Source organism: Streptomyces sp. SP18BB07 (assembly GCF_036322545.1).
GTDB classification, from domain to species: Bacteria; Actinomycetota; Actinomycetes; order Streptomycetales; family Streptomycetaceae; genus Streptomyces; species Streptomyces deccanensis.
In genome coordinates this window covers 40,502-53,166 of sequence record NZ_JAQYWT010000280.1, presented here as the reverse complement: position 1 = coordinate 53,166, position 12,665 = coordinate 40,502, and the positions used below count along the sequence as shown (strand labels likewise).

Here is a 12,665-nt window from a genome sequence, read left to right as displayed (position 1 = left end):
GGCAGCCTCACCGCGCCCGGGGGTCGCCCCGCCCCGCCGGACGGGGCGTCGTGGACGCTCCACCCGGGGTCGTGCGCCGGCGCGGCTGGGTTCCGTCGGCGGGACCTGCCGACACTGACCGCCGTCATCGAGTTCCTCCACATCCTCGAAGGTGGTTTTCCCGGGGGTGCTGTCGCGTGCTGTGCGGTGCTGTTTCTGGGGGTGCTGTTGTCGAAGACAACAGCACCGGGCACACGAAACGCCAGGTGGTGGAGGGGTTGTGCAGTTGCGGGCGGGTAGTGGCGCCCGCTGTGTAGGTTCCCCACCATGGTGAACGTCGACGGGAGCCCGTCCTCGCGGGAGCGGTACGTCCCCGCCGGGTGGCCCGGTATGCGGGGCAAGAGGGTGGTGGTCACCGGGGGCACCCGGGGCCTGGGCGAGGGCGTCGTACGGCTGCTGCTCGCCGAGGGAGCCCGGGTGGCGACCTGTGCGCGCCGGGAAGCCGGACTGACGGCGTTGGGTGACTCCTTGACGGGGGAGGAACGGGACCGACTGTTCACCGAAGCGCTCGACGTCACCGAGCCCGGACGGCTGGAGGAATTCGTCACTGCTGCGGCGAAACGTTTCGCCGCGCCGGGCCGCACCCCGGACCTCCAGGCCCTGCACGCGGCCTCGCCGGTGGCCGGTCTCGACGGCCTCGTGGCCTGTGTCGGTGGCTCCCGGGGCGGCACGTTCGAGCAGACGGACGGTGCCGACTGGGCGGCCACCTGGGAACTGAACGTCGGTCATGCCGCCCGTCTCGTCCGTGCCGCGCTGCCGCGTCTGCGCGCGGCCGGCGGTGGCTCGGTCGTGCTGATCGGTTCCGTCTCGGGCTGGAAGCCGGGGCCGCCCGCCCCGTACGGGGTGGCGAAGAGCGCCCTGATCCAACTGGCCGCCTCCCTGGCCCGCGAGTTGGGCCCCGACCAGATCCGCGTCAACACCGTCTCGCCCGGTTCGATGCTGATTCCGGGCCGCCGCTGGGACCGCATGCGCCGGGAGGATCCACGGGCGTACGAGGCGTTCGTCGGGGCGGAGCTGCCGACCGGTGCGCCCGTCACCCCGCACGAGGTGGCCCGCACGGTGGTGTTCCTGCTCTCCGACTGGGCGACCGGCGTCTCCGGCGCCCACCTGCCGGTGGACCGGGCCCAGAACGCGCCCTCGCCGGACGGCTACTGAGGCGGACGCCCGCTGTGACGCTCCCACCTCAGGCGGCCGCCCCCAGCACCACACGCGACCGGCGTTCGAAGTCCTGTACCAGGGGCTCGTGGCGACGGGACGCCAGTCGGCCCCGGAAGTCACGCAGGGCCTGGATGGACCGCTCGCTGTGCACACCGCTGAGCGCTTCGAGCGCGTCCGTGGCCGTGGCGACGGCCTCGTCGAGGCGGTTCTGCTGGAGATGGGCCGTCGCGAGCACGGAACGGCTGATGGCCTGACGCCGGCGGCGGTCGGCGTGGGCGCGCACCGACGCGCTCGCGGTGTGCTCGGCCTGCGCGGCGAGGCCCAGGTCACGGAAGCAGAGCGCGGACTCGGCCTGGAGGTAGTGGTGGTCGAGGAACCGCACCCAGGGCGACTCCTCGGCGGCGCCCCGGCTCGCGTCGAGCTGTTTCTCGGCGGTCCGCAGCGCCTCGGCGGTCTCGCGGGGCCGGCCGAGCGCCGCGTGGCCGCGCGCGGACATGGCGTGCAGCCGCATCAGACCCAGGGGGCTGCCCGAGTCCTTGGCGGTGGCGACCCCGGCCCTGGCCAGCGCCACACCCTCGTCGGGGCGGCCCAGGCTGGTCGCCAGATGCGAAAGCCCCGCCAGGATCTGCCCGCCGAGCACATGGTCGCGGCCCTCCGCGCAGAGCCTGAGCCCCTGTGTCATGTACCGCTGGGCCAGGCCGTACTCCCCGGCGTCGTACGAGCTCCACCCCGCCATGGCGGCCAGCCGGGCCGCGGCGGCGAACAGCTCGCGGCGGTGGTGCGGGGTGACACCGCGCTGCTGGAGCAGGGGGATCACCTCGGTGGTGAGGTACTGCACGATGCTCGTGCGGATCCCACCGCCCCCGTAGTGGTTGTCCATCTCGTCGAACATGCGGAGCATCGCGTGGACCTGCTCCACCGGCCCGCCGCCCGACACCGGCGCGAGCCGGGGCGCGTCACGGCTCTCCACCAGCCAGAGCAACCAGGCCCGTTGGGGGTTCGTCAGGGCACCCGGCACGAACGGCACCGCACCGAGCAGACTGCGCCGCGCGATGTCGGTGGAGCCCAGTTCGGCCAGGGTGTGCAGGGTCTCGGCCACGTTCTCGACGTACATCAACGCCCGTCCCGTCACCGGTCGTCCGCGATCGAGCGGAAAACCGAGGTCGGCCGGAGTGAGCGCGCGGCCCAGCCGTTCGCCGAGGACCGCGGCGATCAACTCCGGTGTGTTTCCGCGTGGTTGCTGGCCCTGGAGCCAGCGGGTGACGGAGGCCTTGTCGTAGTTGGTCTCCGCGCCCTGACAGCGGCCCAGTTCGTTGACCCGCAGGGCGAGGGACGCGTACGAGCAGCCCGCCTCCTTCAGGGCTGTGGCCAGCGGCTTGTTGGGCCCGCCGGCCCCTTTGACCGGGCTCCTTGGTAATCCGTTCGTCACGGCGGCCATCCAGGTGTCGCATCGTGTCGGCGCGTGGCTTGACTCCTGCCCGCCGTGGCGCCAACTCCTGGGCGGGCCGGAGGAGTTCGAGGGACCTTGCGCAGCGTGTGCGGTAGGTCACTCGATCACTATGGTGGCCGAACGGCTCAGCCCGCAACCTGCGTTCTGATAATTTCAGAATGAACCGCGCGGACCTGTCCGTGTCAACGGATCGCGTGGCACACTGCACGCTGTGAATCCCGCCTTGGGAGGTTGCACGTGAGTGAGACCCGCTCAGGAGGGAGTGCTCCTGCGGCGCCCACGGTCCTGCGCATGGTCCTCGGCAAACGGCTCCGCCAGCTCCGGGAGCGGGCCGGGGTCTCGTTCGACGACGCGGCCCGCGCCATCGAGGTCACCGCACTGACGGTCCGCCGTATGGAGAAGGCCGAGGTCGGCCTCCGCATCCCCTACGTGAAGGAGTTGCTGCGCACCTACGGGGTCTCCGGCACCGAGATCGAGGGCTTCCTCTCCCTCGCCCGCGAGGCCAACCAGCCCGGCTGGTGGCACAAGTTCCGCGACGTGCTGCCCGAGTGGTTCAGCGCGTACGTGAGCCTGGAGAGCGAAGCCGCCGTCATCCGACTCTACGAACCCCAGTACGTGCCCGGCCTGTTGCAGACCCACGACTACGCGGCCGCCCTCATCCGGGTCGGCTTCCCCAACGCGAGCCCCGAGGAGGTCGAACGGCATGTCGCCCTGCGCCTGAGACGTCAGGACCTGCTGGTCAAACCCGAGGCGCCCGCCATCTGGGCCATCCTCGACGAGACCGTGCTGCGCCGCCCCGTGGGCGGACCCGAGGTGATGCGGGAGCAGATCGACCGGCTCGTCGAGGCGACGGAACGGCCCAAGATCAGGATCCAGATCATGCGGTTCGCGGCCGGGCCCCACCCCGGGGCGTACGGCCCCTTCCACTACTTCCGGTTCGGCTTCTCCGAACTCCCCGACATCGTCTACACCGAGGGTCTCGCGGGCGCCCAGTACGTCGACCAGCCCGTGGACGTCGTGACCTATCTGGAGGTCCTGGACCGGATGTCCGTGCAGGCGGAACCGGTGGCTCGGACCAGGGACATCCTGGCGGCACTACGCAAGGAGTTGTGACACATGGCAAGGACACCCGACGGCCCCGTCCACAGCGGCATGCCCGCTCCCGAACTCGGCGCGGAGGGCTGGCGCAAGCCGTGGAGCGGTACGAACGGCGGCTCCTGTGTGGAGGCCAAGCGGCTGCCCGACGGCCGGGTCGCGTTCCGGCAGTCCACCGATCCGGAGGGGCCCGCGCTCGTGTACTCGCGGGAGGAGATGGTGGCGTTCCTGGAGGGGGCGAAGGCGGGGGAGGCGGACTTTCTGATCGCCTGAGCCCATTGGGTGCGTTGTCGGGTGCGGGTCCGGTGGGGCTTCTCGCGCAGTTCCCCGCGCCCCTGAAAAGCAGGGGCTGCGCCCCGTGCTTTTCGGCCCCGCCGCCCGCGCGGATCACTACGCCCCCGCGGATCACTACGCCCGCACAACCGGACAACCCCCGCGCGCACTCCCGTCGCCCCCCGGCTCCGCCCAGACTGGGGGCACCTCCGGGCCGGGTGCCGGTCCCGGGAGGTCGACATCCGCCGCGTACCACCCGAAGGGGAGGGATGACACCGTCGCCCGCTCCCGCCCCCGCCCTCAGCCGGTACCGGACCCTGATCGTCGAGGGACACGAAGGACGCAGCCGCGCCCGTCTCGTCGCCGAGCTGGCGCACCTCGGGTTCGAGGTCCGGCGGTTGCCGTCCGCCCTGCACCACCTGGACCCCGCCCTGCCCTGCCGTGAACTCCTCGCCGGGCCCGGCCGCCTGGCCGTCGACGGCAACCTCATCGCGGAACTCGTCCACGGCCCGCTGCGCCGGGGCCGCTCCCGGGTCACCTGGATACAGGCCCTGGACCTGGCCGACGCCGTGGCCGAACGCGACGGAGCCATGCTCCACCTGACCACGCCCGAGGTCACGGAGGCGGCCACCGCCTACGCCCGGGTGTTCCGCACCCTCGCCCAGCACGTACCCGTGCTGACCGTCGATGTCGGCGAGCCCGGCGGCCCCATCCGTGCGCCCGCTGCTCGCTCGCACCAACTCTGGCGTGAAGCAGGGCAGTTGACGATAGGTTAGCGACGACCACGCGATGTGAGGCAGGAGAGTCCCCATGGCAGACGGCCACCCCACTCCCGATCAGGAAGCCCTGTCGAAGATCGACACCACGGTGCCGCACTCGGCTCGTATCTGGAACTACTGGATGGGCGGCAAGGACAACTACGAGGTCGACCGTGAGGCGGGCGACGCCTACCGCGAGATCGCCCCCAACATCGAGACGATGGCCCGCGCCTCCCGCGTCTACCTCATCCGTACGGTCACCTTCGTGGCCCGCGAGCGCGGGATCCGCCAGTTCCTGGACATCGGCACCGGCCTTCCGACCTACGACAACACCCACCAGGTCGCCCAGAAGGTCGCCCCCGAGTCCCGCATCGTCTACGTCGACAACGACCCGCTCGTCCTGCGGCACGCGCAGGCACTGCTCACCAGCACCCCCGAAGGGGTCACCGACTACGTCGACGCCGACCTGCACGACCCGGACACCATCCTCGAGGCCGCCGGCAAGATCCTCGACTTCGACAAGCCGGTGGCGCTGATGCTGATGGGCATCCTCGGCCATATCCAGGACTACGAGGAGGCCAAGGAGATCGTCCGCCGCCTCCAGGCCGCCCTGCCGTCCGGCAGCTACTTCGTCCACTACGACAGCACGGACACCGACGCCGAACTCAAGCGTGCCCAGGACGGCTACGACGACACCGGCGCCGTCCCCTACGTGCTGCGCAGCCCCCGCCAGCTGCACGCCTACTACGAGGGCCTGGAGCTGCTGGAGCCCGGCATCGTCTCCTGCCCGCTGTGGCGCCCGGAACCGGGCACCGCCCCGGAGCCGACGGACGTGTACGGGGGAGTGGCCTACAAGGCGTAGCGACACCGGTCGGCGCGCTCGGGACGGGCCGGCCGGTCCGGTCGGCGCCGGAGGGCGCGGAAACGGCCGTGTAGTCCGGGGCACTTCGGGTAGGCCCCCCGCTATGACCGGCCCCGCCGACTTCGACCGGCAGGTTCTCGACGCGGTGGAGAACCTGGTGCCGCTCTGGTTCTCGGCAGTGGAGGAGGTCACCCCGAGACTGTCCCCGAGACAGATACTGGCGCTGCGTGCGGTGCGCGGGGTGCCCGAGCTGAACCTGACCGGTCTGGCGGAAAGGCTCGGTGTCGGTCTGCCCACCGCCAGCCGGCTCTGCGACCGTCTCGAAGCGGCCGACCTGCTGCGGCGGTGTGCCCGGCTCGACGACCGGCGCGAGGTCCGCCTGGTGGTGACGGAGCGTGGACACCGGTTCCTCGCGGACGTCACCGAACACCTGTCGGTACGGCTCGGCGACGCCCTGGCGGCTCTGCCGCCGGCGGAACGCGCACGGGTGGAACAGGTGTTGCGGTCCCTGGGCGGAAGCCTCAGTTGAGGTGCGCCGTGGCGCGCCCCGCGGCACTGTGCACATGGCAGAGCAGCAGGCAGACGTCGTCCTCGTGTTCCTCGTCCAGCAGGGGGGCGAGCAACTGGTCGGCGGACTCCTGGAGGTCGTCGTCCAGGGTCCGCGACGGGAGCCCGCCGAGCGCCGTGGCCAGCTGTTCGATGCCCGGGTCGATGCCCAGGGCACGCCGCTCCACCAGCCCGTCCGTGTAGAGCGCCAGGGTCGACCCCGGCGGCAGTGGCACGGTGTGGTCGGCGATCTCCTGGTGCAGCGGGATGCCGAGCATCGCGCCGGGCTTGGCGTCCAGGATCCGCACGCTCCCGTCGGGCGAGCGCAGCACCGGCGGCGGATGGCCGGCGGCGGCCCAGGTGAGGGTGGGTTCGTGCGGATGGAACCGGGCGATGACGGCCGTGGCGTAGAGGTCGGGCTGCAGATGGTGCAGGAACAGATGGAGATGGGTGAGGAGCTGCCCGGGGGTCTTGCCGTCGACCGCGTACGCGCGCAGCGCGGTCCGCAGCTGGCTCATCATCACCGCCGCGCGCAGACCGTGCCCGGTGACGTCACCGATCACGGTGATCAGACTGCCGTCGGGCTGCCGGAAGGCGTCGTACCAGTCGCCGCCGATGTTCAGGCCCCGCGTCGCCGGCAGATAACGCGCGGCCAGCCGCAGCCCCGGTGTGGTGGGCAGCTCGGTGAGCAGGGCCCGTTGCAGGGTCTCGGCGATGTCGCGGTTGTGCTCGAAACGCCGGGCGTTCTCCAGCGCGACACCCGCCCGCCGGGCCAACTCGATCAGCATGAAGACGTCGTCGGCGTCCCACCGCTCGTCGTCGGGCGGTGACAGCGTCAGCACGCCCAGCGGCGCGCCCCGGGCCACCAGGGGCACGCACAGCAGCGGCCGGGTCGGGTCGAGCGCCGAGGGCGGGTGGTCGTCGACCCCGGGCAGCTCGCCGGGATGGTCGGCCGCGTACTGGGGACGCCCGCGGCGCGCCGCCACGACGGCCGCCGCCGGACGCGGGCCGCCACCGGTCACCTCGCCCTCCCCGTCGAACAGCCAGACGTCGGCGCTGCGGGCGTACCGGGGCACCAGCAGGGACGGCAGCAGACGCACGATCGCGTCCGGGTTGAGCGACGCGGTGAGCGCGGCGCTGGCGTCGGCGAGGAGCGTGAGTCTGCCGCGCGCGTTCTCGGCCTCCCTGCGGGCCTTCTGCTCGGCGGCGAACAGCTCGCGCTGCGCGCGCCCGGCCGCGTCCAGCTCGGCGTGCAGCGCGAGGACACCCTGGTTGGTCTGGTGCAGCTCCTCGCGGTGGAACGCGACCAGCGCCTCCTGCTCGTCGAGCTTCTCCAGCAGCAGTGCCGCGTCCTCGTCGGCCCCGAAGAGGGCCTCCGCGAGCGTCGTCGGATCACCGGACACATACTCGCTGTCCGGCAGCCGCACCTCCTCCGAGCAGGCGACCGTCAGCCGCCACGGCTGCCGGTACTCGCCCGGCCGCCCATTCGCCGACGTCACCTCGACCAGGAACCGGCAGCCACCGGGCCTCGGCGTGACGGCCCGCGCCGTCAGCAGCCACGCGCCGCCCTTGGTCAGGCACTGCCGCAGCTGCGCCGAGAGCACGGACACCAGCCGCGCCCGGTCGGTCGGCGACACCCCGTGCGCGGTGGCCAGCCGCGCGGTGGCGATACGCGCGCGGGCGGCGTCGGTGACGGAACGGACGGTCCAGGTACGGGTCATGGGAGGTGGTCCGGCGGGGAGGGGCTCAGTACGGCGACGGTGGTGTCGTCGCGGACCGGCCGGGCGGGGCTGCTCGCGTCGCGCACGATCACGGAGGCGATCACAGCGGGGTCGAGGGAGGTGCTGTGGGCGGCGGGCCCCGGGCTCCAGCGGCTGGGCAGACCGTCGCTGTGCAGCACGAGCAGGCGGTCGTCCCCCCAGGCCACCTCGTGCTGCGGAAGATGCGCGGCCCGGTGGGCGCCCACTATGCCGGGCCGGGACAGCAACGGCTGCCAGTCCGCGCCGACGCGCAGCCGCGCCCCGATGTTGCCGACCCCCGCGAACAGCAACCGGCCTGCGGCGAGGTCGAGTTGGGCGACGGCGACCGCCGCGCCCCGGGTGTCGCGCAGCGCGCCCTCCAGCCGCCGCAGCAGCTGCGCGGGAGGCAGTTCGGGCGCGCGGTAGAGCTGCTCCACGGCAGCCGAGGAGGCGCGGGCCGCCGCCAGACCGTGGCCCAGGCCGTCGGCCAGCATGAGGGTGGTGAGGCTGTCCGTCCGGACCCAGGCCCAGGCGTCGCCGCTGAACTCCGCCCCGGCGAAGGGGACGTTGACGCCTCCGGCCCGCACGGAGGGGGTGGGGGAGGGGGCCCGGCCCGCCCGGCGCGTCGGCCGGGCGCCGAGCCGGGCCAGGGCGATCGTGCCCCGGCCGACCGTGCTGTGCAGGTCGAAGTCGTCGGCGACCCGGCGACAGGTGCCGAGGCCCGCGCCGAGCGAGGACGTCGTCGAGTAGCCGTCGCGCAGCGCGCCCGCCACATCGCGCACCCCCGGCCCGTGGTCGATCGCCACGATCTGCACCATGGGGGCCGCGCCGTCCGCCCGGTCAGGGGCGGGGCGGGACACGACCTCCAGCAGTATCAGCCCGCCTCCGGCGTGCTTGAGCAGATTGGTCGCCAGCTCGGTGGCCACCAGCGCACACCCCGCGGTGCGGGCCGCGTCCAGCCCGGCCCGAGCCGCGGCCGCCTCGGCGGCCACCCGGGCGTCGCGCACCCGGGTCGAGTCGTGCACCGGAACCTCCCAGACGCGTGGCATCACCGCTCCTCGCGCGGGCGCGGCGCACCCGAAAGCCAGGACGTCACCGTCACCGAGGTGCCCGAGCCGGGCCGGCTGTCGATCGCGAACTCGTGGACCAGCCGCCGGGCGCCGCCCAGCCCCATCCCCAGTCCCTCGCCGGAGGTGTAGCCGTCGATGAGGGCCTGGTCGAGGTCGGCGATGCCGGGCCCCTCGTCGCTGAACGTCAGCCGCAGCCCTCGGGCGCCGCCCTTGTCCACGGGCTCGCACTCCATCTGGCCCCCGCCACCGTGGACCAGGGTGTTGCGGGCCAGCTCGCTGGCCGCGGTGACCAGTTTGGTCTGGTCGACCAGACCGAAGCCGAGCTGGGCGGCCGCCTGCCGCACATGCTGACGTACCCACACCAGATCGAGATCCGAGTGGATCGGCAGGCAGGCGGAGATGCCGCCGGCGGTCTGCATCACGGACTCTCCTGGCGGGCGGGGACGCGGCGGGGGAAGGTCGGGTCCGTTTCGCCGAGGAGGCGCAGCGCGTCCTCGGTGCTGAGCGCGGTGCGGAGCCCCGGCAGGGTCAGACCCAGCTCCACCAGCGTGATCGCCACGGCCGGACGCATCCCGGCCACGACCGTCCCGGCGGCGAGCAGACTCGTCTGGGCGGCGATGTCGCCGAGCACCCTGCCGAGGAAGGAGTCGACCATCTCCACACCGGACAGGTCGATCACCACCCCCGTGGCACCGCTGCGCGCGACCGTGTCGCTGATGTCCTCCTGGAGCTGCTCGGCCGCCCCGTCGTGCAGATCGCCCTGGAGCGACACCAGGAGCACGTTGCCGAGTTTGAGCACGGGCACGGGCGCCCCGTACGCGGACGGGCCGCCGTACGCGGCGAAGAGCTCGCCGCTCACCTGTGCCCCGAACCGGCGCCGTCGCGGGACACGATGTCCGTGCCCAGCTGCCCGAGCGCGTAGGCCAGGGCGTCCGCGAGGCTCGTGCGGGTCAGCACCGAGCTGAGGTCGATGCCCAGATGGACGATGGTCTGCGCGATCGGCGGCCGGATGCCGGAGACGATGCACTCGGCGCCCATCAGCCGGGCCGCCGCCACGGTCTTCATCAGGTGCTGCGCCACCAGCGAGTCCACGGTGGGCACCCCGGTGATGTCGAGGATGGCGAACCGGGCGTGCTGTTCGACGATGGAGTCGAGGAGCCGCTCCATCACCACCTGGCTGCGGGCGCTGTCCAGCGTGCCGATCAGGGGGACGGCGACGATGCCCTCCCACAGTTTGATCACCGGGGTGGCGACCTCCATCAGCTGCAGCCGCTGCCGGTGGATGAGCTCCTCGCCCTCGTTGAGCGCCGTTTCCAGCACCACCAGGCGCAGAGTGCCCATCAGCACCGTCAGGGTCGTGGTGCACTCCCGCAGGTGCGCCGCCGGCGCCGCGGCGAACTCGGCCAGCAGCAGATCGGTCACGGGCGGCCGCAGCGCGTCCACCTCGGCGGAGATCTGGGTGACCGTGGAGCCGGCCCGCGCCCGGGCGGCGGCCGTCCGCGCCAGCTGCTCCCGGACGACGTGGAAGCCGCCGGACTCCGCGTCCTCCACGCTCTCCGCGGCGGCCACGGCGGCGAGCGCGTCCACCACGGCCCGGCCCGCCTCCACCGCCTCGTCGCGGGAGTGGGTGAAGACGGTGCGGAACAGCGCGGCGTCGGCCCAGCGCTGGGCGATCTGTTCCTGGCGGTCGCGCAGGAAGCGCGCCACCTCCTGCGTCGGTGTCAACTGCCGGTCTGCCGTGTCCTGTTCCGGCACGGGTGTCTCCTTACTCGCTGGGGCGCCTCCCCGCTCCGGGGAACGACTGCTGGTCGGTTCATCGGTGTGGCCGGTCGTCGGCACCCCCTCGGCCGAACCAGTCGAGACAGACCACGAGCGCGTCGTCGTCCGCCACGGGTGTGCCGCGGTGACCGGAGAGCTCCCTGAGCACCGCGCCGGGGACGTCGGCGGCGGGCAGCAGCCGGGTGGCGTTGATCGCCCGGGCCAGCGCCCGGTCCCCGTACGCCTCCCCGCCGGGTGTGGCGACGGAGTAGACCCCGTCGCTGACGAAGACCAGCCGGTCGCCCGGTTCGAGCCGCACCTCCTGGGCGAGGTACTCGGTCTCCTCGAACATGCCCAGCGGCAGCTGTGCCTCCAGGTCGACGGCGGCAACGCTCCGGTCGCGCAGCAGCAGCATCCGAGGCGAGCCCGCGTCGACGATCTGCAGGTGTCCGGTGACCAGGTCCAGGTCCAGCAGGAGCACCGACAGGTGCTGGGCCCCGCCGTACTGGGCGTGGACGGCCTGGTCGGCGAGGGCCGCCTGCTCGGCGATGGAGACGCCGGCCCGGCGGGCGTTGCGCAGCGCGTTGATCCCCAGCTGGGTCAGCAGGGACGCCTCGATGCCCTCGCCCATGCCGTTGGTGATGTACAGCATCAGGTGATCGGCGTCGGCGGACCAGTCGAAGTTGTCGCCGAAGATGGCGTAGGCGGGCTCCAGTTGGCCGCCGAGCGCGTACTCGGCACGGGTGGAGGAGCGGCCCGGCAGCAGCTGCCACTGCATCTCCGCCGCCAGGGTCAGCCGGCTGGAGCGGCGTGCCCGGAGGTACACGTCGGTGTCGCGCTCCGCGACCACCAGCTCGTGTCCCAGCACCTGGGCGAGCTCGGTCAGTTCGGCGAGGCATTCCCCGGCGTGCGCGGCGGACGGCAGCGTCAGCCGCAGCACGCCCAGCCGGTCACCGCGCACGGTGACCGGCAGATGGAGCCGCACCTGGTCGTCACCGTGTTTCTCGACGTACGGCTCCTGCGCCCCGAACGCCCGGCCGGCCGGGCCGTCGTGCATGGGCAGGGAGTCCGGTGGGTCCGGGCGCGTGGACGCCGGCCGGAGCACGGTGAGCGAGTAGTCGGCCAGGTAGAGCTCGACGTCCCGGGCCGACCAGTGGTCGGCCAGTACGTCTCTCAGAGCGTCCACCAGGTGGTGCGGAGCAGCGGAACGAAGGGCTCGTTCGGCTGCCACGAATCTGTTCACGATGTCGGATACGCCATTCTTGCCAGAGCTGACAGTGTTCGAGATGCCTGGAAGAGTGGGCCTGTGACTTCCTCCTCCAACCCGCGGCCGGACGAGGTGGCGCGTGTGACCTCCGAGGCGGCAGAGTTGCTGGAAGTCGTGTGGGGACGCGCCTCGACGGCACCGGTGTCCGCCTCCCAGCTCCGCGTGCTGTTCATCCTGGAGCACAACGACGGGATCAACCTGCGGATGCTCGCCGACGCCCTCGGCTCCACGCCGCCCTCCACCAGCCGGCTGTGCGACCGGCTGGAGGCGGTGGGCTTCGTCGAGCGCCACGCCAGCGCGGCCAGCAGGCGCGAGCTGTGTCTGCGGCTGAGCCGGCGCGGGCGGTCGTACCTCGTGGACCTGCGCGCCCGACGTGAACGCGCCCTGCGGTCCGTGCTGGAGCAGATGCCGGCCGCGAAGCGGACCGCGCTGGTGGAGGGGCTGGAGGCGTTCTGCGACGCCGCGGCGGCGCAGTTCCACGAGGGCGACGCCACGGACGCGCGGAGCGCCTGACCGCCGCCGACCCGGTTCCGGTTCGACAGCCTCATTCCAACCCTTCCCACTCTCGGCCCCCGGCTCACTCTGTTGCCTTCCGGCCATAGTTGTCAAACGACAACCATTGGCCATGGGTGCGTGCCGCCGCGCCGACG

14 protein-coding genes are annotated in these 12,665 nt (G+C 72.6%); 7 read left to right on the top strand and 7 right to left on the bottom strand.

Annotation, left to right across the window (positions count from 1 at the left end; genetic code table 11):
- Window positions 1-306: 306 nt before the first annotated feature.
- Entirely contained in the window at window positions 307-1,194 is an 888-nt protein-coding gene (locus tag PUR53_RS14435; RefSeq protein WP_329908491.1) for an SDR family NAD(P)-dependent oxidoreductase, read from the top strand.
- Window positions 1,195-1,222: 28 nt separating this feature from the next.
- Here PUR53_RS14435 and PUR53_RS14430 read toward each other — a convergent pair whose 3' ends face one another.
- Complete coding sequence (locus PUR53_RS14430) at window positions 1,223-2,635, bottom strand: hypothetical protein (protein WP_329908490.1); 1,413 nt, start codon at window positions 2,633-2,635, stop codon at window positions 1,223-1,225.
- Window positions 2,636-2,938: 303 nt separating this feature from the next.
- Between PUR53_RS14430 and PUR53_RS14425 the strand changes: the two genes are divergently transcribed.
- The 5 genes from PUR53_RS14425 to PUR53_RS14405 all read left to right on the top strand — a co-directional run bounded on the left by PUR53_RS14425 (window position 2,939) and on the right by PUR53_RS14405 (window position 6,164).
- A complete protein-coding gene (locus PUR53_RS14425; RefSeq protein ID WP_329901069.1) occupies window positions 2,939-3,760 on the top strand; it encodes a helix-turn-helix domain-containing protein in 822 nt (273 codons plus the stop codon).
- A gap of 3 nt (window positions 3,761-3,763) precedes the next feature.
- Window positions 3,764-4,015 (top strand): DUF397 domain-containing protein, encoded by a 252-nt coding sequence (locus PUR53_RS14420; protein ID WP_316731284.1) that lies wholly within the window; start codon window positions 3,764-3,766, stop codon window positions 4,013-4,015.
- A gap of 269 nt (window positions 4,016-4,284) precedes the next feature.
- Window positions 4,285-4,791, top strand: coding sequence for a hypothetical protein (locus PUR53_RS14415; protein WP_329908489.1), 507 nt, complete (start codon window positions 4,285-4,287; stop codon window positions 4,789-4,791).
- A 34-nt stretch (window positions 4,792-4,825) separates the two neighbouring features.
- Window positions 4,826-5,635 (top strand): SAM-dependent methyltransferase, encoded by an 810-nt coding sequence (locus PUR53_RS14410; RefSeq protein ID WP_329900876.1) that lies wholly within the window; start codon window positions 4,826-4,828, stop codon window positions 5,633-5,635.
- Between the two features lie 103 nt (window positions 5,636-5,738).
- On the top strand, window positions 5,739-6,164 hold the full coding sequence (locus tag PUR53_RS14405; RefSeq protein ID WP_329900875.1) for a MarR family winged helix-turn-helix transcriptional regulator: 426 nt from the start codon (window positions 5,739-5,741) through the stop codon (window positions 6,162-6,164).
- Here the strand turns inward: PUR53_RS14405 and PUR53_RS14400 are convergent.
- The 6 genes from PUR53_RS14400 to PUR53_RS14375 are packed head-to-tail and all read right to left on the bottom strand — an operon-like array spanning window position 6,157 to window position 11,991.
- On the bottom strand, window positions 6,157-7,902 hold the full coding sequence (locus PUR53_RS14400) for a PP2C family protein-serine/threonine phosphatase (protein ID WP_329900874.1): 1,746 nt from the start codon (window positions 7,900-7,902) through the stop codon (window positions 6,157-6,159). The genes PUR53_RS14405 and PUR53_RS14400 overlap by 8 nt on opposite strands.
- Complete coding sequence (locus tag PUR53_RS14395; RefSeq protein WP_329908488.1) at window positions 7,899-8,969, bottom strand: SpoIIE family protein phosphatase; 1,071 nt, start codon at window positions 8,967-8,969, stop codon at window positions 7,899-7,901. Before PUR53_RS14395 ends, PUR53_RS14400 begins: the two co-directional genes overlap by 4 nt.
- Window positions 8,969-9,409, bottom strand: a complete 441-nt coding sequence (locus PUR53_RS14390) for an anti-sigma regulatory factor (RefSeq protein ID WP_329901068.1) — start codon at window positions 9,407-9,409, stop codon at window positions 8,969-8,971. The genes PUR53_RS14395 and PUR53_RS14390 overlap by 1 nt, the downstream gene beginning before the upstream one ends.
- Window positions 9,409-9,849 carry an STAS domain-containing protein gene (locus PUR53_RS14385; protein ID WP_329908487.1) on the bottom strand — a complete coding sequence of 147 codons (441 nt, stop codon included), beginning with the start codon at window positions 9,847-9,849 and terminating at the stop codon, window positions 9,409-9,411. The genes PUR53_RS14390 and PUR53_RS14385 overlap by 1 nt, the downstream gene beginning before the upstream one ends.
- On the bottom strand, window positions 9,846-10,745 hold the full coding sequence (locus tag PUR53_RS14380; protein ID WP_329900871.1) for an STAS domain-containing protein: 900 nt from the start codon (window positions 10,743-10,745) through the stop codon (window positions 9,846-9,848). Before PUR53_RS14380 ends, PUR53_RS14385 begins: the two co-directional genes overlap by 4 nt.
- Window positions 10,746-10,803: 58 nt before the next feature.
- The gene (locus PUR53_RS14375; RefSeq protein WP_329908486.1) at window positions 10,804-11,991 is read right to left on the bottom strand and encodes a PP2C family protein-serine/threonine phosphatase; all 1,188 of its coding nucleotides are present in this window, start codon (window positions 11,989-11,991) and stop codon (window positions 10,804-10,806) included.
- Window positions 11,992-12,054: 63 nt separating this feature from the next.
- Between PUR53_RS14375 and PUR53_RS14370 the strand changes: the two genes are divergently transcribed.
- Window positions 12,055-12,528: a MarR family winged helix-turn-helix transcriptional regulator gene (locus tag PUR53_RS14370; RefSeq protein WP_329908485.1), complete on the top strand. Its 474-nt coding sequence runs from the start codon at window positions 12,055-12,057 to the stop codon at window positions 12,526-12,528.
- Window positions 12,529-12,665 lie beyond the last annotated feature (137 nt).